This is a genomic window from Thiocystis violacea (genome assembly GCF_016583575.1).
In the GTDB taxonomy this organism is placed as follows: domain Bacteria; phylum Pseudomonadota; class Gammaproteobacteria; order Chromatiales; family Chromatiaceae; genus Thiocystis; species Thiocystis violacea.
On sequence record NZ_NRRG01000043.1, the window covers coordinates 1 to 24,158 of the forward strand.

At 64.4% G+C, this 24,158-nt stretch carries 25 protein-coding genes; 10 read left to right on the forward strand and 15 right to left on the reverse strand.

The genetic code is table 11. The features are described from left to right. Positions 1-205: 205 nt before the first annotated feature. The 15 genes from CKO27_RS17645 to CKO27_RS17715 all read right to left on the reverse strand — a co-directional run bounded on the left by CKO27_RS17645 (position 206) and on the right by CKO27_RS17715 (position 16,940). On the reverse strand, positions 206-454 hold the full coding sequence (locus CKO27_RS17645) for a DUF2442 domain-containing protein (protein ID WP_200376237.1): 249 nt from the start codon (positions 452-454) through the stop codon (positions 206-208). 2 nt (positions 455-456) lie between these two features. Continuing rightward, positions 457-705 (reverse strand): DUF4160 domain-containing protein, encoded by a 249-nt coding sequence (locus CKO27_RS17650; protein ID WP_200376238.1) that lies wholly within the window; start codon positions 703-705, stop codon positions 457-459. A 937-nt stretch (positions 706-1,642) separates the two neighbouring features. After that, a complete protein-coding gene (locus tag CKO27_RS17655) occupies positions 1,643-1,897 on the reverse strand; it encodes a hypothetical protein (RefSeq protein ID WP_200376239.1) in 255 nt (84 codons plus the stop codon). Positions 1,898-2,159: 262 nt separating this feature from the next. Beyond that, positions 2,160-2,630 (reverse strand): DUF29 domain-containing protein, encoded by a 471-nt coding sequence (locus tag CKO27_RS17660; protein WP_200376240.1) that lies wholly within the window; start codon positions 2,628-2,630, stop codon positions 2,160-2,162. Between the two features lie 33 nt (positions 2,631-2,663). Next, positions 2,664-3,158: an acetolactate synthase small subunit gene (gene ilvN / locus CKO27_RS17665; RefSeq protein WP_200376241.1), complete on the reverse strand. Its 495-nt coding sequence runs from the start codon at positions 3,156-3,158 to the stop codon at positions 2,664-2,666. 36 nt (positions 3,159-3,194) lie between these two features. Continuing rightward, a complete protein-coding gene (locus CKO27_RS17670; protein WP_200376242.1) occupies positions 3,195-4,958 on the reverse strand; it encodes an acetolactate synthase 3 large subunit in 1,764 nt (587 codons plus the stop codon). Between the two features lie 277 nt (positions 4,959-5,235). Next, a complete protein-coding gene (locus CKO27_RS17675) occupies positions 5,236-5,883 on the reverse strand; it encodes an HAD-IA family hydrolase (protein ID WP_200376243.1) in 648 nt (215 codons plus the stop codon). 169 nt (positions 5,884-6,052) lie between these two features. After that, on the reverse strand, positions 6,053-6,937 hold the full coding sequence (locus CKO27_RS17680) for an SPFH domain-containing protein (RefSeq protein WP_200376244.1): 885 nt from the start codon (positions 6,935-6,937) through the stop codon (positions 6,053-6,055). 16 nt (positions 6,938-6,953) lie between these two features. Then, entirely contained in the window at positions 6,954-7,937 is a 984-nt protein-coding gene (locus CKO27_RS17685; RefSeq protein ID WP_200376245.1) for an SPFH domain-containing protein, read from the reverse strand. A 240-nt stretch (positions 7,938-8,177) separates the two neighbouring features. Further along, positions 8,178-12,269 (reverse strand): PAS domain S-box protein, encoded by a 4,092-nt coding sequence (locus CKO27_RS17690; protein ID WP_242470973.1) that lies wholly within the window; start codon positions 12,267-12,269, stop codon positions 8,178-8,180. 455 nt (positions 12,270-12,724) lie between these two features. Beyond that, positions 12,725-13,486: a competence/damage-inducible protein A gene (locus CKO27_RS17695; protein WP_200376247.1), complete on the reverse strand. Its 762-nt coding sequence runs from the start codon at positions 13,484-13,486 to the stop codon at positions 12,725-12,727. After that, positions 13,486-13,908 (reverse strand): PaaI family thioesterase, encoded by a 423-nt coding sequence (locus tag CKO27_RS17700; protein WP_200376248.1) that lies wholly within the window; start codon positions 13,906-13,908, stop codon positions 13,486-13,488. Before CKO27_RS17700 ends, CKO27_RS17695 begins: the two co-directional genes overlap by 1 nt. Positions 13,909-13,996: 88 nt before the next feature. Then, a complete protein-coding gene (locus tag CKO27_RS17705; protein ID WP_200376249.1) occupies positions 13,997-14,683 on the reverse strand; it encodes a uracil-DNA glycosylase family protein in 687 nt (228 codons plus the stop codon). A gap of 5 nt (positions 14,684-14,688) precedes the next feature. Continuing rightward, a complete protein-coding gene (locus tag CKO27_RS17710) occupies positions 14,689-15,270 on the reverse strand; it encodes a DinB family protein (RefSeq protein WP_200376250.1) in 582 nt (193 codons plus the stop codon). Next, positions 15,267-16,940 carry a glutamine--tRNA ligase/YqeY domain fusion protein gene (locus tag CKO27_RS17715; RefSeq protein WP_200376251.1) on the reverse strand — a complete coding sequence of 558 codons (1,674 nt, stop codon included), beginning with the start codon at positions 16,938-16,940 and terminating at the stop codon, positions 15,267-15,269. The genes CKO27_RS17710 and CKO27_RS17715 overlap by 4 nt, the downstream gene beginning before the upstream one ends. 119 nt (positions 16,941-17,059) lie before the next feature. On the opposite strand from CKO27_RS17715, the gene CKO27_RS17720 reads away from it, so the two are divergent. The 10 genes from CKO27_RS17720 to CKO27_RS17765 all read left to right on the forward strand — a co-directional run bounded on the left by CKO27_RS17720 (position 17,060) and on the right by CKO27_RS17765 (position 24,146). Beyond that, positions 17,060-17,374: a DUF1840 domain-containing protein gene (locus CKO27_RS17720; protein WP_200376252.1), complete on the forward strand. Its 315-nt coding sequence runs from the start codon at positions 17,060-17,062 to the stop codon at positions 17,372-17,374. A 190-nt stretch (positions 17,375-17,564) separates the two neighbouring features. Beyond that, positions 17,565-18,755, forward strand: a complete 1,191-nt coding sequence (locus tag CKO27_RS17725) for a TerD family protein (protein ID WP_200376253.1) — start codon at positions 17,565-17,567, stop codon at positions 18,753-18,755. 70 nt (positions 18,756-18,825) lie between these two features. Beyond that, positions 18,826-19,551, forward strand: a complete 726-nt coding sequence (locus CKO27_RS17730) for a hypothetical protein (RefSeq protein ID WP_200376254.1) — start codon at positions 18,826-18,828, stop codon at positions 19,549-19,551. Between the two features lie 28 nt (positions 19,552-19,579). Further along, the gene (locus CKO27_RS17735; RefSeq protein ID WP_200376255.1) at positions 19,580-20,197 is read left to right on the forward strand and encodes a hypothetical protein; all 618 of its coding nucleotides are present in this window, start codon (positions 19,580-19,582) and stop codon (positions 20,195-20,197) included. Continuing rightward, a complete protein-coding gene (locus tag CKO27_RS17740) occupies positions 20,194-20,598 on the forward strand; it encodes a hypothetical protein (protein ID WP_200376256.1) in 405 nt (134 codons plus the stop codon). The genes CKO27_RS17735 and CKO27_RS17740 overlap by 4 nt, the downstream gene beginning before the upstream one ends. Then, positions 20,595-21,413 carry a MotA/TolQ/ExbB proton channel family protein gene (locus CKO27_RS17745; RefSeq protein WP_338116100.1) on the forward strand — a complete coding sequence of 273 codons (819 nt, stop codon included), beginning with the start codon at positions 20,595-20,597 and terminating at the stop codon, positions 21,411-21,413. The genes CKO27_RS17740 and CKO27_RS17745 overlap by 4 nt, the downstream gene beginning before the upstream one ends. Beyond that, entirely contained in the window at positions 21,413-21,901 is a 489-nt protein-coding gene (locus CKO27_RS17750) for a hypothetical protein (protein ID WP_200376257.1), read from the forward strand. Before CKO27_RS17745 ends, CKO27_RS17750 begins: the two co-directional genes overlap by 1 nt. After that, complete coding sequence (locus CKO27_RS17755; protein WP_200376258.1) at positions 21,891-22,529, forward strand: hypothetical protein; 639 nt, start codon at positions 21,891-21,893, stop codon at positions 22,527-22,529. The genes CKO27_RS17750 and CKO27_RS17755 overlap by 11 nt, the downstream gene beginning before the upstream one ends. Further along, the gene (locus tag CKO27_RS17760) at positions 22,513-23,514 is read left to right on the forward strand and encodes a hypothetical protein (RefSeq protein WP_200376259.1); all 1,002 of its coding nucleotides are present in this window, start codon (positions 22,513-22,515) and stop codon (positions 23,512-23,514) included. The genes CKO27_RS17755 and CKO27_RS17760 overlap by 17 nt, the downstream gene beginning before the upstream one ends. Beyond that, positions 23,511-24,146 (forward strand): hypothetical protein, encoded by a 636-nt coding sequence (locus CKO27_RS17765; RefSeq protein WP_200376260.1) that lies wholly within the window; start codon positions 23,511-23,513, stop codon positions 24,144-24,146. The genes CKO27_RS17760 and CKO27_RS17765 overlap by 4 nt, the downstream gene beginning before the upstream one ends. Positions 24,147-24,158 lie beyond the last annotated feature (12 nt).

Genomic DNA, 24,158 nt, shown 5'->3' on the forward strand with positions numbered 1-24,158 from the left:
AGTCTTATAAGGTTCAAGTTCGTCAAAGATTGGCCGAAGGACTTCCCATTCTTCATCGGAAAGGTCGCTCGGATATCTCAAAGGCCATTTTTCCAGGTCTGAAGTCATCATAATCCGCGAATTAGAATCCGTATTTTGTATAGATTTGGCGGATTTTATGGTGCCAGGCTCTTTGAAATCAAGGGTTTAGTTTTTAGACATCCTCTTAGGGAATTATTTCTCCGTGCTCCCAAATTTCATATTCGCTAATATCAATTTCTGAGTTCCATGAAACAGCATAGCCGCCTGGCTCAATAGATACGTTCTTGAAGAATGCTGGATTTTTTAAAGGAAAAAACATCTCGCTACTTGCGAGGCGATTGATATCGTATCTCTTTCTTTCTCCATTGGAGAACAGAACAACGAGGAAATGACCTTCTTCCGGTATGGCGCTTTGGATTCTTGGAATAATCATGGCTATTGAAGTGGCGGCAGTTTCTTAAATTCTTGCATTTTCCACATTTGTTCGAGATCGGATTGGTAGAAGGTTGCCCACTCTACGACGAGTTTTCTTGCTCTTGCGGGCAAATCGCCCTCTATCATGTCGAGGGTTTCGATGCTAAAGATGGCATTGTGTTCCCCATAGACCGCATGGAAGTGCGGCGGCGGATGGTCGCCAAAGAAGAGCTTGATGATGATTCCGTAGAAACGCGCGATTTCTGGCATGTGCCTCTGCTCTTCATGTGCCCTAACGACCATAGTAAGCCGATCAATGCGCGACTCCACGCTTGATGCTGGCCGCGCTGGGTCGGCTTGTTAGGCCAATGCTTGATGGCAAGACTTGAGCCCGATGTTCCAGCGAAACCCATCGATCACACGCGCCGAAGCATCCTGTTCGCACCACAAACAGCGCTCCGGGGATACCGGGAGCATTCAAGTCTGCCTTCCAGTTCAGTGGTTCGATGGGTTTCGTGACCGACGGGCTTCCGTACTCAATCATCAACGTCGTGCCACGGTCACTCTACCCATCCTACGCTGGCTACGCTGGCCAACGCCAAGCTCAGCGGAAGCACTTCGTTAGGCGATATTTAACGTGGTCTGCCCCGGTTTATTGTTCTTACTGTAATAGATACTATGAGCCGGAGAAAGCGGGCAATATTAAATATTTAAACGAGTATCTGTATATTTCCGGAATTGTTGCAGATAATAACAACTTGATCGCCGCACCGAACAAGGTGATAGTTGCGCGCTTTCACTTCGTCGACCAGTTCAGCAATAGACGCATAATATTCAACATCACGAATACTTCGTCTCACTACGTTTCCGGAATTTGCTTGTTGCGAACTAAAAATCTGTTCAATCCATGCGCTCATCTTGTTACCTCATTGGTTGTCGCTTGATTTGACTCTTCAAATAATACCATCTAATTTAATACTACTTTGCTACTTTTGCGCAAGACTTTGAATATATTTGTATTTTGCGCTCGCCTGAATCTGCGGCATTTCCAGAGTTTAGCGATCTATCAAGGCTATTAATTTTAAGTCCATGATAAAAAATATTTTTTGAGGTCGCCATCAATCTCGCTGGATTGTTCCGTCGTGCCAGCCAAATTAATCTAACAAATTAGCATTAAGCCTGATAACCTATAAAGCCATTGTCAGCGTTATTCGTCGCCGCCTTCCTCCTCGCTTTCATCTTCATTCCAGTCATCTTCATCTTCGTCATCATCACCAATAACCCCTTCGCCGCCACAGCGAGGACATACATCGACGTCTACTGTGCCTTCTCCACAGCATTCATCACATTGAGCAAATGGGTTTTCATGAAGAGAATCATAGCCTGAACCTCCACATTCAGGGCAAGGCACTTCAACATCTTCCCCGCGCCCATGACATAATGGGCAAATAACTTTAGACATTTATTCCCTCCAAGTTGTTTTGATCGTTAGCTGGAAGATCCCAAGCCTAACAGTAAATTAGACAGAAATTTAATTATGGCACTAGACAAATTCCGCATTAGCTATTCTAGGCAGCATCAGCCGAGTCCCTTCAATCGATCAATCAAAATAGCCAGATCGAAGCCCGGTAGGCTGGGGTGAGAAACGAACCCCAGCAGACGCCGCCAATGCAGGGGTTCACTCCCGTTCACCCCAGCCTACCCTACTCGTGAAAAGCAGATGGTCATCCGCCAACGGACGCGCGTTCGGATCCAGCAAGCGCGGTAGGAAACCAGTCTGGATCGAGAATCGCGTCGACGCGCCACGGACAGGATTCCGGGAAATCGTCCAAACCCGTCTCTTCGGATGCCTTGGCGACGGCATCCGACCAGACGCCCGCCCACCAGTCGGCATCGTCGAGACTGACCTTCAGGCTGGGGGTGCTCCTGATGCACAGCACGATGGCGTTGCGCTGTTCCTTGATCGTGCGGCGCCAACCGTTGCCCTGGTGCTCTGGCTGATGCCGCCATTTCAGCCCGTGGGCCAGCAAGAGCGCCATGCGGCTGGCAAGTTCGCGGCGTTCGCTTTTCCCCACGTCCTCGATTTCCTCGGCAATGTGCGCGATGTCCAGTTGCTCGAACCGTCCAGCACGCAGCAGCCGTGCCTGCTCATCGGCCCAGGCCATGATGTCGTCGTCGTAAGCGGTGGCGGTCATCTTGGCCGTGTCTCCAATGGGTCGCGCGACCCATTACGACAGCGTCAGACCCTTAGCGCCGCGGGCGATGCCCGTGGGACCCGAACGGACGACCTCGATGATCAGCCCCTCGGGAAGGGCATCGATGAAGGCATCCAGCTTTTTGGAGGCGCCCGTCATCTCGATGACATAACTGGTGTCGGTCACATCGATGATGTTGGCACGAAAGATGTCTGCGAGCCGCTTGAGTTCCTCGCGGTCCTGGCGCTCGGCGCGCACCTTGACCATCATCATCTCGCGCTCGATGTGCGAGCCCTCGGACAGGTCCAGCAGCTTCACGGTATCGACGAGCTTGTTCAACTGCTTCTTGATCTGCTCGACGATCTCGTCGTTGCCGGTCGTGACCAGGGTCATGCGCGACAGTGTGGGGTCATCGGTGGGGGCCACCGTGAGTGATTCGATGTTGTAGCCACGGGCCGAGAAGAGACCGGCGACGCGCGAGAGCGCGCCGGCTTCGTTCTCCAGCAGCACGGCAATGATGTGTCTCATAGGCGGGTCTCGTGTCGAATCGGGTCGGTTCTGGTATCAGGCCAGTTCGCGGTCGGAGTGGCTGGGCGAGAGCTGCATCTCGTGATGCCCCTTGCCGGCCATGATCATCGGATAGACGTTTTCGGTCGGATCCACGATCACGTCGAGAAAGACGAAACGATCGCGCATGGCGAAGGCCTCGCGCATGGCGTCCTCGAGATCCTCGGGCCGTTCGATGCGCATCCCAACATGGCCAAAGCTCTCGGAAAGCTTCACGAAATCCGGCAGCGCGTCCACGTAGGAGTGCGAATAGCGACTCTCGTAGAAGAGTTCCTGCCACTGACGCACCATGCCCATGTAGCCGTTATTGAGCAGCACCACCTTGATCGGCAGCCGGTATTGCTGGCAGGTCGCCAGCTCCTGGATGCACATGAGGATGCTGGCGTCGCCAGAGATGCAGGCCACCTGCGCCTCGGGATGGGCCAATTGCACGCCCATCGCCGCCGGCAGGCCGTAGCCCATGGTGCCCAGCCCGCCCGAGTTGATCCAGCGGCGCGGCTTGTCGAAGGGATGGAACTGGGCCGCGAACATCTGGTGCTGACCCACGTCGGAGGTCAGATAGAGTTCCCCATTGGTGACCTTGTAGAGCGTCTCGACCGCGAACTGAGGCTTGATCGCCGCGCTCGAACGATCGTACTTGAGACAGTCCAGCCCGCGCCACTCGTTGATCTTGGTCCACCATTCGGCGACCGGGGCCTCGGGCGAGGAGGGCTTGCGCTCCTGATAGAGCCGCAGCATGTCCGCCAGCACGCTCGCCACCTGGCCCACGATGGGGACGTCGACCTTGACGTTCTTGGCGATCGACGAGGGATCCACGTCGATATGGATGATGCGTGCGTGCGGACAGAAGTGCTCGATCTTGCCGGTCACCCGATCGTCGAAACGCGCCCCGATGGCGATCAGCACGTCGGTCTCGTGCATCGCCATGTTGGCCTCGTAGGTGCCGTGCATCCCGAGCATGCCGATGAACTGCCGGTCGGTCATGGGGAAGGCGCCCAGTCCCATGAGGGTGCTGGTGACCGGAAAGCCGGTGGCATGCGCCAGTTCCGTGAGCTGGGCCGAACCATCGCCGAGCACCACGCCGCCGCCGGTATAGAACACCGGTCGCTTGGCCTCCAGCATAAGGTCGACCGCCTTGCGGATCTGCCCCGGGTGCCCCTTCTCCACCGGGTTGTAGGAGCGCATCTTGATCTCGCGCGGATAGACGTAGGGGATCTTGATGTTGGGATCCGTCACGTCCTTGGGGATATCGATCACCACCGGACCCGGACGGCCGGTGGTCGCGATATGGAACGCCTTGCGGATGGTCATGGCGAGATCGCGCACGTCCTTGACCAGGAAGTTGTGCTTCACGCAGGGTCGCGTGATGCCGACCGTGTCGACTTCCTGGAAGGCATCGCTGCCGATGAAGGGCGTGGGCACCTGACCGGTCAGCACCACCATCGGGATCGAATCCATATAGGCGGTGGCGATACCCGTGACGGCATTGGTCGCCCCCGGCCCCGAGGTGACAAGGCAGACGCCGCATTTGCCGGTCGCGCTGGCGTAGCCGTCCGCCGCGTGGGCGGCGGCCTGCTCGTGGCGGACCAGGATATGCTTGAGCGACCCCTGCTTGAACAGGGCATCGTAGATGTGCAGGACGGATCCGCCGGGGTAGCCGAAGACGATTTCCACCCCTTCGTCGACCAGGGCCTGGATGACGATCTCCGCCCCGCTCAGCTCCACCACAGCCCCATCGGGTTGCGCTTCAGTCAGTGCCACCTTGAGCGACCTCCACTCGGCCCACGCCCCAGGGAATATCGAGGAGGCGTCCGCCATGTCGGCGCGCTCGACGGGCGCGCCATGGCGTCCGATCGATCGCGGCGCCAGGAGGCATCGACGCTCGAGAATCCCGCTGGAAAGAGGAACGTTGAAAACGTTAAAAAAGAGAGTGACGTTACAAGGATCGCCAGCGGTGGTCAAGCGGGCATCGGATTCGGGGTGCGGCCAAAAGTGCGCGTATCGGCCATCGTCCCCGCCGCCGACGGCATGTTGGGGTTCAGGTTCGTTCACCACCGGTGCGCGTCTCCAGGACATCGAGCAGATCCCTTGGGCGATCGAGCCGCAGATCCGGCCGGAGATCGGCGAGGCGCTCCAGGGTGTTGTAGCCCCAGCCCACGGCCGCCGAGCGGACGCCGGCGCGATGCGCGGCCTCGATGTCGCGGATCTCGTCGCCGACGTAGAGCAGGCGCTCGGGGGCGATCCGCATCCCATGCGCGAGTTCGCGCAGGGCCTTGGACTTACTGAACAGGCCGGTATCGCCGATGACCCGCTCGAAGCCGTTCAGATCATGACGCGCCAGATAGTCGCGTACGCTGTTCTCGGCGTTCGATGAGAGGACGACGAGCCGATAGCCGCGCCGCGCGAGCACTTCCAGAACCTCCCCGATGCCCTCGACCGGAGGCGTGTCCATCAGCCCGGCGCGCATCATCCGACGCATCCGACGCGCGAGTTGGGGGACGCGATAGAGCGGAACGCCGACCGCGCGGATCACCTCGCGGACGTGCAGTCCGCGCAAATCCAGAAGCTGTTCGCGCGTGAAGGGCTTGCAGCCGAACTCCGGCCCCACCCGCACGAAGGCGTCGAAGGCGACCTCCATGCTGTTGACCAGGGTTCCATCGAAGTCGAAACAGATACAGTCCAGCACGCCCTATCCTGACGAAGACCCGGTTGAAAGGTCGGCAAGAATAAGGCCGCCAGCCGCCAGCCGCCAGCCGCCAGCCGCCAGCCGCCAGCCGCCAGCCGCCAGCCGCCAGCCGCCAGCCGCCAGGGAGTGTGGCCGACCTGTTCTCCAGCCGGCGACGGCCAGGCTCCGCTCAAAGCTGGACCAGGATCTCCGAGTTGAGCGGCAGCACGTCCACCACGGCCCCGGAGCCGATGAGCTGCTCGGTCTCCATGACCTCCATCACGGCGTTCAGCACCTCGGGGTCGCGCTGGGCGATGGCGTTGAGCGCCTCGCCGACGATCGCCGGCCGCGCGGCGGCGGCTTCGGCCATCTTCTGCGAGACCTTGAAGGCGGTTTCGCTCTTGATCAGGCCGACCCGGTTGTCGCCGTCCTGCTTCATGGCGCTGGTGACCTGAACCAGACGCTTGACGACCTTCTCGGTGATGTTGTCGACCATCTGCCGATCGGTGAAGGCGACCTTGCGGATGTAGACCGAGCCCAGCTTGTAACCCCATTGCTCCGAGAGCGGCGAGACGGCGGCACGCACCCGGCGGCTCAACTGGTGGCGGTCCTCCAGCATCTTGTCCATCTCCAGGTTGCTCAGGGTCGAGATGGTGGAACTGGCGACGTTGGCCTGGAGCGAGCCCTCCGGATTGGCGTTGCTGAAGAGATAGGACACCGGATCACTGACCTGCATCTCGTACCAGATGCCGACCCCCATGGGCGTGCCTTCCTCCGAGTTGACCATCTGGTCGCGCTGATAATGCTGACGCAGCGTGGTGGGAACCTGATAGAGCTTGCCGAAAAAGGGTACGAGCAGCGCCTTGGGTCCGAAGTGTCCGATCGGAAAGCGAATACCCGGCTCGTCGAGCGTACCGATCACCTTGCCGAAGAGCGTGAAGACCTGGGCCTCGCGCTCGCGCACGATGGAATAGAGCCCGAGCTTGCGCGCGATCAGAAGCAGAATCGGGATGTAGAGGACACCGAGCGTGAAGGCGATGACGGGACCCATCGCGAAATCGAGATCGAAAGTCATGGCGCGCCTCCTTGAATTATTGGGTCGCGGTCGTGGTCTGGACGATGCGGGCGGCGCGGCCGAGCAGCGGCAAGCGCAGATTGCGGATGTAGACGCGCAGCGCGTTTGGTCCACCGGACGCCTTGATCCGCGTGAGGGTGTCGGCCAGTTCCTTGAGCGGAGCGACCTCGGCCTGGGCGTTGTTGCGGGCGATCTCCACCGCGCGCTTGCTCATGGTGATCTGTTGCTCGGCGTCGGCACGGGCGGTGCTGATGTCGGCGGCGACCTGGTTGCGGGTGGTGTTGATGGCCGAGAGGGCGCGGTCGACCTCGGGCGGCGGATCGATCTGGGTGATGAGCGCGGCGTCCAGCTCGATCCCGTAGCGCGCGCCCGTGGAGCGGCACTGTTGTTCCATGTAGCCGTTGAGCACCGGCAGGTTCTTGCGCAGATCGTTGATGGAGACGCCTTCCGACAGTTCGGAGGCGGTCCCGACCGCGCCCAGCTCGGTCTCGCCGATGAGGTTGTCACCCTTGGGATCGGTGAAATTGGCGATCCGCTCGCGCAGCACCGAGATGAAATAGCCCATGACGTGCTCCAGCGGGCTGTCGACGCCGAAGAAATAGGCATAGAGGTTGTTCTCGGAGACACGGAAGCGGATCTGGCCGCCGACGCCGGTCGTGAGATTGTCCTTGGTCACCGCCTCGACGGTGCTCTGGGCCTTGGTCGGATCCCAGGTCAGGTCGATCGCCTGGGTGACCACCCGCACCTTGTGCACCTCCTGCCAGGGCCATTTGAAATAGGGGCCACCGGGACCGATGACGCGCAGACGCGGGAAACGGTAGCGCTGTTTTTCCTCGTCGCTGAGCGAGGGATCCTCGACCATCAGTCGACCGAGCCGTTGGGCGCGACCGAAGGAGGTGAGGATCGCCCGCTCATCGGGCTTGACGGTGTAGAAGGCGCGGATGAAGACCGCGTAGATCACGAACGCGAGGATGCCGAAGAAAAAAGCGGTCACCTGCATGACTGTCTCCTGCCGATGGGATTCCGGACTTCAAAGCATAGGCCACCCGAGCACACCCGTTCCCAGGAATCGGTCACGGATAGACAACGCCGAGGCCGCGCACGAACTGGAGCGCCCGCTTCGACCTTGGGCGATTTCCAGAACGGTTCCTATCCGTGCCCGGCTCGAATAGACAGGATCAGCGGGATTTCGCAGGAGGGACAGGATCTATAAATCTTTGTAGTGGCGTTCAAACCAGGCTCAGTCCTCGGGGATCCCGCGACAATCCAGGCGCAGGCGTTTACTGGTCCGATCGATGAGCGCGAGGGCGCGCTCGAACTCGAAGTCCGCGATCAGGCGCTCCAGTTCCACATAGCTCGCCTGCATGAGCGCGCCAAGCTGACGGGCTTCACGTTGACAGAGGGTGATCGCGCAGGCGTTGTCTTCCCTCAGCAGGCAGGCCAGCTCACCGAGCACATGACAGACCTGTTCGGGATCGACCGGAGGCGGTCCGTGATCGAGCGGCGGCGGCGCCGATTGCTCCAGGGCGACTCGCAAGGGACGGGTGGCCTGGTCGACCATCCCGATCGCGTCGGCGAGGCGGCCCGGATCCGGCGGCGGATCCTGGCGCAGGAGACCTTCGAGGTATTTCGCCTCCCCGGCGATGCCCGTGAGACCGAGCGTACTGGAAACACCCTTGAGGCCGTGCGCCAGTTCATGGAGCCGGACGTAGTCCTGGGACTCCAGCGCGTCCGCCATGAGGAGCGGATCTTGCGCGTGCGCGGAGACGAAGCGACGCAACAGCGCCAGGTATTTCTCCTGGTTGCCTCTCAGGGTCGAGAGACCCTGGCGCGTATCCACGCCGGGCAAGGCGCCGAGCCGCGTCAGGATGTCATCGTTCGTGGGGGTCTCGGTCCTGGGTTCCGAGTCCCGTCCGAGCGGCGACGAGACGGCTTGCGCCGTCGTCGCCGACGGGGAATCGACCGCCTCGGCCGAGGCCGGCAGCCAGCGGAACAAGGCATCGAACAGATCCATCGGCTCCACCGGCTTGGGCACGAAGTCGTTCATCCCCGCCTCCAGGCAGGCGCGCCGGTCCTCCTCGAAGGCATTGGCGGTCATGGCCAGGATGGGTTTGCTGCGCCAGGCTGGAAGGGCGCGGATGGCGCGGGTGGCCGCGAGTCCATCCATGACCGGCATCTGCACGTCCATCAGGATGAGGTCGTAGTCGCCCACCGCCGCCATCTCCAGCGCCTCGCGGCCGTTCTCCGCCGTCTCCACCGTCAGACCGACGCTGGCCAGCAGTTCGAGCGCGACCTCGCGGTTGATCGGGTTGTCCTCGGCGAGCAGCAGACGCGCGCCGGCGTGACGCACGCGCATCTCGGACTCCGCGGCCACCCAATGGACGTGGGTGGCGCGCTGTCCCGGCTGACCGCGCTCCAGCTTGGCCGTGAACCAGAAGGTGCTGCCCTGGCCCGGCGCGCTCTCCGCGCCCGCCGAGCCCCCCATCAAGCGGGCCAGTTGCGCGGTGATCGCCAAGCCCAGACCGGTGCCGCCGTAGCGACGGGTCGTCGAGGCGTCCGCCTGCTCGAATGACTGGAAGAGCTTGGACTGCTTGTCCGGCGGGATGCCGATACCCGTGTCCTGGACCTCGAAACGCACCAGCAGGCCATCGGCATCCGCGCCCAACAGACGCGCACGCATGGTCATGCCGCCGCCATGGGTGAACTTCACCGCGTTGCTGGCGTAGTTGAGCAGCGCCTGACGCAAGCGGGTGACATCGCCACGCATCCAGGGCAAGGCCGGATCGATCTCCACCGACAGGGTCAGCCCCTTGGACTTGGCCTCGTCCTGGATCAGCGAGGACACCTGATCGATCAGGATGCCGGCCGCGAAATCCTCGTGAGCCATCTCGAGCTTGCCGGCCTCGATCTTGGAAAGATCCAGGATGTCGTTGATGACGGTCAGCAGATGGCGCGCGGCGCTGTCGATCTTCTCCAGCCGATCGCGATTGGCGAGCTTGACCAGATCGCGGCGCAACAGATGCGTCAGGCCCAGGATGGCATTCATGGGCGTGCGGATCTCGTGGCTCATGTTGGCCAGGAAGGCGCTCTTGGCCCGGACGGCGATCTCGGCCTGATCGGCGCGCCGGGCGAGTTCGGCCTCCATCTCGCGCTGCGGGCGGATATCGCGCGCGAAACCGACCGTGCCGAGCACCCGACCCTCATCGTCGAGAATCGGCGCCTTGAAGGTCTCGTAGAGCGCGTCCCGTTCGCTCCCGATCGGCTCCTCGACGGTCCTCTGACAGCGGTTCACCATGACCTCCTCGTCGACCGCCCGGTAACAGTCGGCCTTTTCGCGCGGCCAAAAGTCGTAATCGGTCAGCCCGATCAACTCCCGAGGCTCACGGCCATTGCTCTCGGCGAAGACTCGATTGACCGCGACGAAACGGCCCTCGCGGTCCTTCATCCAGGCCATGTGCGGCAGGTTGTCGATCAGGGCCTGAAGTGAATGGCTCTGCCGGCGCAACGCCAGGGTGCGCGATTCGACCAACTCCTCCAGATGATGACGATGCTGGTCCAGCTCCTCGGCCAGACGCTGCTTCTCGGTCACGTCCTCCTTGACCGCCAGGAAATGGGTGACGCGGCCATCCGGCTGGCGAATCGGGGAGATGGTGGAAACCTCCAGATAGATCTCACCGTTCTTGCGCCGATTGATCAGCTCGCCGTGCCAGATCTCGCCTCGGGCGAGCTGCTTCCAGAGCCGCGCGTAGGTCTCGACCGGCGTCAGGCCGGATTTGAGGAGACTGGGATTCTGGCCGATCGCCTCCAAGCGCGAGTAGCCGCTGGTCGCGACGAAGGCATCGTTGACGAACTCGATACGTCCTTCCAGATCGGTGATGACGATGCTCTCGGGACTCTGCTCCACCGCCAGGGAGAGCTTGCGCAACTCCGACTCGATGCGTTTACGCTCGGTGATGTCGCGGAAAACCCCACGCCGGCCGAGATAACGCCCATCCTCGGCGATCACCGGGTTGCAGATGTGCTCGATCCAGTGTTCCCGGCCATCGCGGGCGCGGATGCGGAAGTACAGGCAACCCTGGTCCTGGATGTGCGAGGAGAGGGCGTGCGCGTAGTGCTCGTTCCAGATTTCCAGATCCGAGGGATGAATCAGACTCGTGATCAGGTTCGGATCGGCCATGAAGTCCTCGGCCCGATAGCCGGTCAAGGCGGCGCAGGCTGGAGACACATAGCGATAGGCGCCCTCGGGGCCAAGCCAATACTCCCAATCTGGGCTGAACTCGGCGAGTACCCGGTAGCGCTCGCGGCTGTCATGCAGTTGCCGCTCATCCTGTCGCCGCGCGAAATAGACCGCGATGTGCGAGGCCACCGCCTCCAGAAGCGCCAACTCCTCGTCCAGGAAGAGCGGCCCATCGGAATCCCAGGGCGGCTCGCGATAGGCCACCAGGATCTCGCCCTCCTGTCCGTCGCCAAGCCTGATGCGCGTGCGCTGGGTCCAGTCCGTCGGCACGAACCCAGGCGTCTCGATCGCGAACTCCGGCAGCCGGATCCGCGCCTCGGCCAGCTCCGGAAACCGCCAAGCCGCCGGCAGACGCTCCACCACTCGCTGCAAGACCTGCTCCAGCGGCACCTCGGGCCGACTGGTCTCGGCCAGCACATCGTAGAGGGCGGCCTGCTCCTTCAGCCGCTCCTGCAAATCCATCTCACGCTGCCTGAGCCGCTCGCTGGCCTCGGCGAGCGAGCGGCGTTGCCGCACGGACTCGGTGCGATCGACCACCGCGCACACGTATTGGTCGATCCCGCCAGTCAAGTCAACGAGCGTGGCGACATGCAGGTCACCGATGAAGCCATCCGAATGGGTTCCGCGAAACCGGATCTCGGAGAGCTTGAGGGTGTTCTCTCCCGCGAGCCGGTTCCAGGCTCGGGTCACCGCCGCCTGGTCCGCCTCGTCGATCAGCCGATTGAAATAATGCTGATGGAAATGGGTGTGCTTGAGATTGAACAGCGCCTGGGCGGCGAGATTCGCCTCCTTGACCAGACCATGACGGTCGACCACCAGCTCGGCGACGGGCAATCCGTTGAAAAATGAGGCGAAGCGTTCCAACGCAAACTGCGTCTGCCGCTGACTGCGCAGTAATTCCTCGTTCTGGATCTGCAACTCGGCCTGATAGATTCGCAGACTCTCGACCATGGCGGTAAGCTGGATATCGGCGCCTTGCAGAAGCTCGTCGGCGATATAAAAGCGTCCCTGATGCAGCGCCGCCAACGCTCGCTCGCGGATCTCCTCGACGGAGAGACCAAGAGCCGCGTCCAGGTTGCCAGCCGCACTAGGCATGGCTTGATCTGAGGTCTTCTGATTCATCACCCTGCGTCGTTAATGGTCTGGCTCATCAAGGATGCGACGGACGCGGGGTCATGCTCGGAGCCAGATGCGAGCACGACATGAATACGCCTCGACCAAGCCGCCGAGTATAGCGGCGTTGGCCGAGCGCGCCCTGCCGGTCGCGCCTTGCCAACTTGGTCCGACCTCTATGATATCCCACTAAATAGCGCGAACGCCGATGGGCTTCCGAGGTTTCGGTCACAGGCCGGAGAGGTCGCGGAACGATTCAACCCGGCCTGGACTCGACCCGTGAACCCATGGAAGTAGGCCGAGCCTGGCGGCAAGGCCGGTCAGGCGTGCCCATCCTCCAAGCTCCGAGGCTCAGGATACAGGGCAGGGGTTCAGGAATCCCGACGGCCGAGCCGATAGAACCCCGGCATGACGCCGTTGCCGGGGTTCGCTCCCGCTCACTCCAGTCGCTCCCGATAGGTGATCGCCTCGGACGCGAGCGCCAGACGCAGATCCCTCATGGCCTCGTCGAGCCCGAGTCGCCCCCGGAAGCCGAGCAGGATGCCGGGATCCTCGCCCATGCGGGGCAGGCTGAAGAGCTTGAGGGCTGGATGGGCGTCGCCGAGACGACGCATCAGCGGAATCAGACGGCTTTCCGGCACGCCCCGGACCTCGACGGCGGACTCCACCAGGACCGCGCACCGACCGAACCTCTGATCCAGCACCCACTCCGCCATGGGCCAGGCCATTTGGGGAAAGCCCGGCAGGAACCAGTGATGACGCAGCGTGAAACCGGGGATCTGGTTGACCGGGTTGGGGATCAGGTCCGAACCGGCCGGGAAATCGGCCATGAGGATGCGGTTGGGATAGGCTTCCGCACCGAACTTGCCCTCGATCAGGGCCGCCGCCTCCGGGTGTCGAACCAGGGGCACACCCGCCGCCGCCGCCGCGCAGGCACGGCTGTGATCGTCCGGGGTCGCACCGATGCCCCCGCAGACGAAGACCGGATCCGCTCGGGCCATGGAGAAGGCCAGATGCGCGGTCAGCGTTTCGGGGTCATCCGGCAGGAGCCAATGCCAGGCGAGTTCGTGACCCCGCGCCTGGATCCGTGTCTTGAAGGCGGCCAGATGGCTGTCCAGCCGCCCGCCGTTGAGCACCTCGTCGCCGACCACGATCAGACCGAAGCGAACGGGCGTTTCCAGCCTCGTCCCGGCCGCCATCAATCAGCCACCGGAAGATGATCGGCGAGGGCCTCGCGCTTGCGATAGACCGTGCCCTGAAAGAGCGCGATCAGCGCCTCCTCCGAGTCGGTGACGCGGATCAGATAGGTCGCGAGCCTGGGATTGAGCGAAACCTCCTCGGCCTCCGCGATCAGGACGCCGGGCCGCGCGGCCTTGAGATAGGAGATGGAGACATTGACCCCAAGCGCGACCGAGCCATGCGAGTTGGAGGCGACCGCGAACACCAGATCGGCCAGGCTGAAGATGGCCGCCCCGTGAGCGAGTCCGACGGCGTTCAGGTGACGCCCCTCGATCTCCAGACGGGCGCGTGCTCGGCCGGGCGCGACCTCGAGCAGCTCGATGCCGACATACTCGGCGAAGCGGTCGTTGCGGAAGAAGGCTTGGATCTGATCGGGAGACATCACGCGCAACCTGCCTGTGTATGAGTAGAGTGGAGATCAAGCGCCGGCGGCGCGCGACCATGCCGAAACCGCGCATGGGCGACCACCATCAAGCGAAATCCTGTCGATCCGGCCCCTTCCTCCGAGGCTCATGGACCAGCAGCTTCCCCCACTCGGGATGAGCGGCGATCAGCCCGAGCGCCTGGGTCAGGAGCGACCGGCCTGGCTCCATCTTGAACCAGGTGGAGGCGCCGGAGGAGTGCGGGAGCGGGATGATGTCCGCTTCCCAGCCCGTTTCGGAACGGTAGGGCCATTGTCGGCCGACCACATCGTTCAGACGGTCGCAGTCCATGAGCCGGGAGATGGCGAGCTTGCCCACCGGCAGGATCAGACGCGGGCGCAACAGCTCCAGCTCGCCTCGCCACCAGGGCGTACAGCGCTCGATTTCGTCGCGATCCGGAACCCGGTCGCCACCCTTGGGGTTCTTGCCGGGGAAACAGCGGCAAACCGCGCTCACCAGCACCCGCTCGCGAAAGGCCGCTTCCTCCAGGCCGATCGAGGCGAACCAGCCGAACAGGGTCTTGCCGGCCGTCCAGCAGAAGGGACGCTTCTGTTCGATCTCGCGCGTTCCGGGCGCCTGACCGATCAGCATCACGGACGAGAGCACGGGGAGACTGTGCACCGGCGGCCCCCACATCCCAGGACAGCGGCGACAGCTCTCCAGCTCGCCATGCAGCCGGATGAGAGCGTCCTGGCGTCCACGCGGGTCGCCGTTCTCGTCGAAATTCGTGCACATGGGGGTCAATCCAACCGGCGAATGATCTTTTCGATCTGCAGGCGGTGCGTGCGATTGTGCAGCGTGGCCAGCGCATGCCACTGACGGGCGTTGAGCGGTCCAAACCAGGGATGCGGATAACGCGACCTGGACAGCAGGTGACCGAGACATTGGATCTGATGATCGTAGCGGTCCACCAGGATCTCGAGCGCCTGGATTCGGTCCGCGCCGGCCTCGGCGCGCGGCTCGACATCCTCGAACAGGATCTCCACGCCATGATGGCGATCGGAGCAGATGGCGTGGATCAAGGCCGTGATGGCGGTGTTCACCCGCACCAGATGGTCCAGCGTCATATAGACGGACCAGTCGCGACTGCTCGACTCGATCCCGGCGAAACGCCGGATCGAGACCCGCCGGCGCCCCTGCTCCTCGCTGATCCGGCGGGTGAGATCGATGGCGCGCTGGGCCTCGTCGCGGAACCGATCCAGGATCCTGGCCGGCGAGACGAGCGAGGCATAGAGCCGCACCCCCAGGTCCGCGACCAGTCGCTCATGCGCCGGGATCGAGACGGCTCGCGGATTGGGCTCGCTCGGCCGCGGTCTGGTCATGACTGGCTCTTGCCCCAGGTATCGCGCAGGCCGACGGTGAGATTGAACACCGGGCGCTCGGCGGTCGAGTCCGGATCGGCGACGAAATAGCCCTCGCGCTCGAACTGGAAGCGTTCCCCCGGCTGGACGCCGCGCAGCGAGGGCTCGACCACGGCGCCGGCCAGGACGCGCCGCGAATCCGGATTGATCTCGGCGCGATAGTCGGCGCCGCCCGCCCCCGGCGTCGGCACCTTGAAGAGGCGATCGTAGAGCCGGACCTCAGCCGGAACGCCATGCTCGGCCGAGACCCAATGGATCACGCCCTTGACCTTGCGCCCCTCTGGATTGCGCCCCAGGGTATCGAGATCGACCCAGGCGCGCAGTTCGCGGATCACGCCCGCGTCATCCTTGACGACCTCGTCGCAGCGGATCACGTAGGCTTGGCGCAACCGCACCTCGCCACCCGGCACCAGACGCTTGAAGCCCTTGGGCGGGACTTCCTCGAAGTCGCTCCGATCGATCAGGATCTCGCGGGAGAACGGCGAGGTCCGGGTGCCCAGGCCCTCGTCCTTGGGATGATTGGCCGCCTCCAGCGACTCGGTCCGCTCCTCCGGATAGTTGACGAGCACGACCTTGAGCGGATCCAGAACCGCCATGCGGCGCGGCGCGCTGGCGTCCAGATCCTCGCGGATGGCGCTCTCCAGCATCGCCATCTCGACCAGGTTCTCGGACTTGGTGATCCCGATGCGTTCGCAAAAATCGCGGATCGCGGCCGGAGTGTAGCCGCGCCGGCGCAAACCGGCGATGGTCGGCATGCGCGGATCGTCCCAGCCCGTGACATGCGACTCGCCGACCAGATCGGTCAGGCGCCGCTTGCTCATCACCGTGTATTCGAGATTCAGCCGGCTGAATTCGATCTGGCGCGGCTTGCAGGGCACGGAGACATTGTCGATGCACCAGTCGTAGAGCGGGCGATGGTCCTCGAACTCCAGGGTGCAGAGCGAGTGGGTGATGCCTTCCAGGGCGTCGGAGATCGGATGGGTGTAGTCGTAGGTCGGGTAGAGACACCAGGCGGTGCCGGTCTGGTGATGCACCACGCCATGCTTGATGCGATAGAGCACCGGGTCGCGCAGGTTGATGTTGGGCGAGCCCATGTCGATGCGCGCGCGCAGGGTACGCGCGCCGTCCGGGAACTCGCCGGCGCGCATGCGCGCGAAGAGATCGCGGTTCTCCGTCACCGAGCGGTCGCGATAGGGGCTGTCGCGACCCGGCTCGGTCAGTGTTCCGCGGTGCTCGCGCATCTCCTCGGCGTTCAGATCGCAGACATAGGCCAAGCCCTTGTCGATCAGCTCGATCGCGAAGCCGTACAGCCGCTCGAAATAATCCGAGGCGAAATAGAGACGATCCTCCCAGTCGAACCCAAGCCAGCGCACGTCCGCCTGAATGGACTCCACGAACTCGACATTTTCCTTGAGCGGATTGGTATCGTCGAAGCGCAGATTGCAGGTGCCGCCGAAGGACTCGGCCAGACCAAAGTTGAGCACGATCGACTTGGCGTGCCCGATGTGCAGATAACCGTTCGGCTCGGGTGGAAAGCGGGTGGCGATCCGGTCATGCTTGCCGGAGGCCAGATCCGCCTCGACGATCTGGCGGATGAAATGGGTGCGTGGCGGCTCGGCGGCGTCGGTCATGGTCTCTCGGCGGGAGGATAGGGATAAGATCGCCGCATTCTAGCCGCTCGGGGATTCCCGAGAAACCGACTCCTGAGCCCCAGCCACCCGAATTCGGTCAAACCACCGAGGACAACCCCATGCTGATCCGATTCGAGACCAAGGCCTACGCCACCATCACCATGTTCGGCGACGTCGCCGTGACGCTCATCAAACTGATGGGGCACAGCGGGCGCGTGCCGGGCGCCCTGCTCGCCGAGGACGTACCGGCGGCGCTGGAGCGCCTAAAGGCGGCGGTCGCCGAGCATCCGGACGATCCGCTCGACCCCGCCGGCAACGCCGCGCGGGCGCGCGACGAAGGCCAGCGCGTCAGCCTCGCCCACCGCGCCCTGCCCCTGATCGAACTGCTCACGGCCGCCGCGGCCGACGGCGAGAACGTGATGTGGGAGAGCTGATGCAGGGCACAACGCGATGCGAGTGATCGGGAGCGCATCGTCAACGCCCATCACGGCGTCCGAACCCTCCGCCACTCCAACCCTGAGTCTTGTTGCGCCACCCCACCGCTTGGGCTAACGTTCGGCGCGACCCTGCCGGCCGAGACGATCGAGGACACGCGATGGCCCCCCTGCCCTGGGAGACACGGACATGAAGATGCTGCCCAAGGGCGGGAACGCGCCACTCGCGAGCCGGGGGATCGTGCGCCTGGAACTGCGCTGGGAGGAACACCGGGGGGCCCTGGATGCCGTCTGCTTCGCGGTCGACGAGAGCGGGCGGGTTCCCGAGGACGACTGGTTCGTTTTCTACAATCAACCCCAGGCACCCGGCGACGTCATCCGGATCACCTCGGCCGAACCTGGCCGCGCCGGCTTTCTCCTGCGCCTGGACGGACTGCCCGCGCGGATTCAGCGCTGCGTACTGGCCGCCACCCTGGAACGCGGACAGTTCCGGGATCTGACCGGAACCGTCCTCATGGCGACCGCCGAGGACGGCGAGACGCTGGGCTTCACCCTGAGCGAGGCGGCCGACGAGCAGGCGCTCATCCTGGCCGAGATTTACCGCCACGGCACGGGCTGGAAGTTCCGGGCCATCGGCCAGGGATTCCGGGGCGGGCTCCAGCCGCTGGCCGAGCACTTCGGGGTCACGGTCGGCGAGGCCCCCGCGCATGCGCCAACGCCGGAATGGCAGCACCCTTGGGACCGTCTAGAAGACGATATTCCCGCGCGCTCGAGACGTTTTCCCGTCAAGTCGCTAATGGCGCTCATCCTCCTGGCCAGCGGCGCGGGCGCGCTCTGGCATTTCAACCCCGCCCTGTTCAAGGATCCCGGCGCGCTCTGGCGCGACTCGCAACGTCTGATCGAACGCCTGCCGACGGTCTATCAGCCGCCAAGCTGCGCCTGGACCGACGATCAGGTCTTCGAGCGCTATCACGCCCTGGGCAAGAGCTATGTCACCATCCTCAAGCGTGTCGAGGAGGCCAATCGGCGTCTGTCGGGGATGCGGCGTGAACTCGGCAAGGCCGACTCCGAATGTCCGGCCAGCTTCGGGGAGCAGAGTCAGCGGGAGATCGAGCAACTGGAACAGCTTCCAGTCGGCGACTGGATGGAGGAAGCGACCCAGTTGAACGCCTGCGCCGGTCTGCTGATCAAGCGCGTCGAATCCGAGCTGGGCCAGGAATCGCGCCCACTCATCATCCAGCGGCTGGTCCACGAGGCCGACCGCGCGCGCAACCTGGAGTCGGACCTGACCAACATCTCGCGCGACCTCGCCTATCAGCGCAACAAGACCGGCCGGCTCATCGATGGCTTCAAGGAGATTCTCGAAGCCTGTCCGAGATGAAACCCACTTTCGTCGTCCGGATGAGGCTCGACGCCATCCAGACGCCCCAGAACCATCGCGGGTACCTCAGATGAACGACACCGATCGCCACGCCACCGTCTCGGCCGCCCGTCGAATTGGCGCGCGAATCCTCGCGACCGTCCTCCTGCTGGGCGCCGCCCTGACCGCCCTCCCCATCCTGGCGCAGGATGGCAGCTACAGCTCGCGCAACCCCAACCGCACCAATCCGACCACCATCCTGGAGAGCGAGATGTCGAACATCCGCGCCTCCAACGCCCAACTCGGGGCGCGCATCCAGACCGCGATGGAGAAGCTGGAGGAGGTCGCGCGCCTGACCTCGGAGGACGAAAAAGAGGTCCAGGTCGACAACCTCTTCTTCACCCTGCGCGACGAGGTCTATGGCGTTCTGAACAAGCTCGATCTCAACAGCGACTTCGCCGACGCGCTCAATCGCGCCAAGGAAGGGACCATCGTCCTCAAGAGCTGGTACGAGCGCCAGCCGCCGGACTACCCGAACCGCGAGCCGAGCATCGCCCAGCTCGAGCGCGCCATCCAGGAATACGACGCGGTCGACCAGCGGCTTAACCAGAGTCGCACCCTGGCCCAGGAAAAACTCTCGACCATCATGCGCCAGCACCGGGTGATCCTTCAGGAGATGAAGATCGGCAAGGTGCTGGAGGCGATCGCCGCCGCCCGTTCGGTGGTCGAGGGGCTGAACGACATCACCACGGCCATGACGGTTGTGGAGCAAAAGACCCAGCAGACCCTGCAAACCTCGGTGCCCATCTCCAACTGAGCGCCGACCAACCGACCCAGAGGACATCATGAAGACACCGCACTTCCTGCTTGCCGGACTCCTCGCCCTCACGACCGGACTCGCGCTCGCCCAGCCGGCGGACCAACCCGACATGGGCAAGCTCTTCAACAAGGTGAACCTGGTCGCCGAGCAGCTCCAGGCCAACCTGAACGGGCTGGAGGCCAGTATCCAGGCCAGCCGCGACTCCATCGAGAAGGGCGGCGAGGTGCTGGACGCCATGCTAGCCTCGGTGACCCGCGTCAACGAGAGCATGGCCGAGGACAGCGAGATCTGGAAGGAGCTGGACGCCCTGCTCGCGCTCTGGGAGCAGCGTCGCCAGGGCACGCTCGAAAAGTCGGAGTCGAACCCGGCCTTCCTGCCGATCGCCCAGTCCTGGCAGACCAAGCTCGACAAGGGCCGCGAACTGCGCAACCAGATCAGCACCGAGCGCGCCAATTCCGTGGCGCTAATGCGGGCCATCCAGTCCGACCGCGACATCGTGCTCGCCTACTACGAGCTGGGTCAGGCCGACAAGGCGATCGAGGGGCTCCAGAAGGTCGGCGCCAACCTGGCCAGCCTGAACGCGAACATGCAGGCCATCGTCAAGACCGCGAGCGACGCCCAGCAGGTGCCGATCTCTCAATGAGGGTGGGCGTACCGATCCTGGCGCTGGCGCTGATCGCGCCGCCGACCATCGCCGGCGCGAATGAGCCGGCGATGGGGGCTGCCTCCGAAACACGGCCAATCCCATCCGAGACGCCCGGCGACGAGCGCGCGGCTCTGACCGCCCGTCTCGCCGAGGTACGCCGACTGCTGACCCAGATCGAGGTGCTGGAAACCCAGCTCGCCAACCAGGCCCAGGCTGCGCTCGACCGAGCCGACGCGGCTCGGGATCTCGACGAACGGACTCGCCAGGAGCGTCTCCATACCGAGATCGGCGCCCGCATCGGGGCCTTGCGGACCACTCGCCGCGACCTCGAACGCCAGCTCGGAGAGTTGGAGAAACACCTTTCCTTCGGTCGATCGCCCAGGGACGGAATCCAGTGAACGCCAAGGATCCCACGCCTGACATCAGGCCATCGCGCCCGCAACGTCCCCCTCCGCCGCTGGATATCAGCCGCGCCGGCGGTCTCTTCTCGGAGCGTCAGATCGCCCTGCCGCTGACGATCTCACTGCTCCTCACCCTGGCGCTCTACCCAACCCTGATGCATTTCCTGGATCCGACCCGGCTGCCGGAGGCGCTCGGCCGTTATCTCGGCAACGGCTACTGCCGCTTCATGCTCGCCATCTTCGTCGCGACCAGCTTCTATTCCGCCCTTCAATACCTGGGACTGGTTGGCGAGCGGCATCATCTGGGCCAGCGCTTCGGCCCGAACACCGAGCGGCGCCCATCGCGGCTCCAGGACTGGATCGGTTTTCTCTCCGGACGCCGCCACCAGGACGAGGACACGGTCCCCGCCGCCCTGCAACGCTGGTACGGCCAGGCGCGCGCGCGGGAGGATGTCATCCATCTGAGCGACTACGTACTGCTGGCGCGCGGACAGCAGCACCAGCACAACTTCGCCCCCATCGGTTTCGCCATCTGGGTTCTGCCCCTGCTGGGGTTCATCGGCACGGTGATCGGCATCACCCAGGCCATCGGCGGCCTGGAGACCTCGGTCACACCGTCCGACGCGGGCGGGAGCGGACTGGCCGGGGTACTGGGCGGGCTCAAGTTCGCCTTCGATACCACCTTCGTCGGTCTGGTCCTGGTGATCCCCACCATGCTCGCGCTCCTGGTCCTGCGCGCGCGGGCGCAGAAGCTCGACATGCTCTATTACCAGATGCTGCTCGACCGGCTCTTCCGCGACGCCGACGACTGATGCGCCGCGCCCCGCCCGAGAATCCGATCCCGGAGCCCAATCTCCTGCCCTTTCTGGATCTGGTGTTCGCCTTCATCGGCATCCTGATCGTCATCCATGCCCTGCAGGCGCCGTCCAAACCCCAGAGCGGCCGACCCCCGGCAATCGACGATCTGGCGGTCTGTCTGACCGATGGCCAGGTGAGGCTCTATCCCGGCCCGGACGCCGAGCCGATCCTCTACGCCGAGTCCGAATTCAAGGCGCTCTTCGAGCGCCTGGCGCTCCAGGGCGAGGGGACGCGCAACCTGGCGTTCGCCCTCACCCGCGACTGCTACGGCACCCGCCGCGTCTTCGAGGAGTCCTTCGCCCGCTTCGCCAGCCTGCTGGAGGCGCGCACGGAGCGCCGACGGCTCTTCCGTCTGTCGTTCCGCCCGCTGTCGAGCGCGCCCGAGGCGCTCCCCCGCCTGCTGACCGACTGGCGCGGCACGGAGAGCCCGCGTGGACACTGAGGGACCGGCCCAGGGCGCCTTTCTGGATGTCGCCACCAACCTGCTGGCGATCCTGCTGATCGTGACGCTCTTCTCCCTGATCGGACTGCGGCAAGAGACCGAGGGCGCCAACCAGTCGCCGCTTGCTCCGACCACCGGGGCGCGCTTCGTCGAGCCACGACGCGATCTCTTCCCGCCCTTTTCCAGCTTCTATTTCGTGATCGCCGATCGGGTCTCCCACTGGGATCAGGAGGCGGTGATCGAGGCGCTCGCGATCGCCCCGGACACCGGCGCGGGCCAGACCTGGCAGGGCCGTTTCGAGTGGCTGCCCGAGCCGCTGGTCACCCGCGACATCGACACCTTCCAGCTCCGCTTCCTACCGGACCGCCAGGCGATCCTGGCGCGCGAGCCGCCCTGGAGTCCCGAGCGCACCGAGCGCCTGCTGGCCGAGCTGGCGGCCGCCTCGGCGAGCGCGCGTCTCGCGCCGGTCTTCATCGTCCACCCCGACGGTCTGGAGACCTTCGTGCCGCTGCACGAACGGCTCCAGGCCGCCGGCCAGCGTTTCCGCTGGTTCGCCCAGCGAGCGGACGAGCCGCTGCTGCTCGGCCGACACCCGGCGCAGTTCACGCACCATGCGATCTACTGGTAGGGATAGGCGGTTTTATCTTCTCGCGGCGCTCCTGCTGGCGGCGCTGCTGCCGCTCGCGCTCCGGGGTCTGGCGGTCGATCCATCCCCGAGCGAAACGGGCGGGATGGGCGATTCAAGCGAGGCGCGGGCGGCGGTCGCCGCCTGGGAATCGCTCTGGTCCGAACTGGCCGAGCGCGGCGAGTCCGCGCTGCGTCCGGAGACCGCGGACGCCTCGCTGCGCGCGGCGGGCGACACGGCTTTCATGCGCTATCGCAATCTTTGGGGCCAGATCGAGGGGGACGAGCGACTGGCCTTCCAACTGGCGGCCCTGAGCGGCGATCCGGAGCGCAAGCTCGCACGCCTGCGGCCGCTGACCGAGGCCGGGGATCCCCGCGTTCTCTTCCGCGCCCACCTGGAGTTGGCGCGGCTGCACCTGCGCCGGCGCGCCTTCGCCCCGGCGCGCGAGGCGGCGCGAGCGGCGCTGGCGGTGCCCGAAATACCGGAGCGCATCCGCTCCGATGCCCATTTCATCCTGGGCTATCTCGCCTCGGAGGAGGCCCGGCTCGACCAGGCGGAAACCGCCCTGACGGCCGCCATCGTCGCCGATCCCGGTTTCTGGGATGCCCGCCAACTGAGGCTCGCGGTACTGGCGCGCCGACTCGCCCAACCCGGCCGGAGCGGAGCCGAGTGTCTCGATCGCACCCGCCGCATGATCGAGGATCTGGGCGCCCTGCCCGCCCTGGCGCAGGATCGGACCCAGTTTCGCGATATCGCCGACCGCTTCGCGACCCAGGGCGCGCCCGCCAACGCGGCGCTCGCCCTGCTCTCCGGATTGGGTTATCTCTGGTCCGGCGACCTGGAACGCGCGCGGACCACGCTGACCGGCGCCGAGACCCTGCAAGGCCGATTGCCGGCGGCCTGCGAGCGGCTGATCCTGCGGCAGGTCGCGGCCTGGATACCGCCCGCTCCGGCGGATCGGACCCAGGGCGCCGGGGGGCCGGAATGAAGACGCTCATCCCGCTCGTGCTCTGGACGCTCGGCCTCGGTCTGGCCGGCTGGCGGCCACACGGGCTTGGCCAATCGGCGCGCTGGTCGGCGCTGATCCTGGCGGGCCTGACGCTGGCGCTGTCGCCCTTCTGGCGGGAGGTCGCGCGCGGACTCCTCGGCAGCGCGGATCCGCTCATGGCCGGCCCGGAGGCCGTCTATCCCGCGGTCTGGATCCTGGCGCTGGCGCCGATCCTGAGACGCCGGATCGACGCCCGCGCGCTCGGCGAGACCCTGCTGACCGGGCTCATCGCCGCCGCCATGCTCGGTCTGGCGCTCGACGTCGATCGGCTGGCCTCGGCCGGCCTTGGGGTCGACCGACCGGCGCAAGCGCTCGCGACCGTCCTGACGCTAGCCATCCTGGCGATCCTCTTCCTGGCCGGCCTGGCCGCCCGCCGGCTCATCGGCGACGATCGCCTGCCCTGGGAGGACTATCCCGCCTGGTATGCGGGGCTGCTGCTCATGCACCAGGCCGCCGCCCCGCTCCCGATCGCGATCGACCTGGGCGCCGGGCATGGCGTCTGGACGATCGCGGGCGCGATGATTCCGACCCTTATGGTCTGGCGCTATCTCTCGCCCGGACCCAAGGTTTGAGCGCTCGGCCCG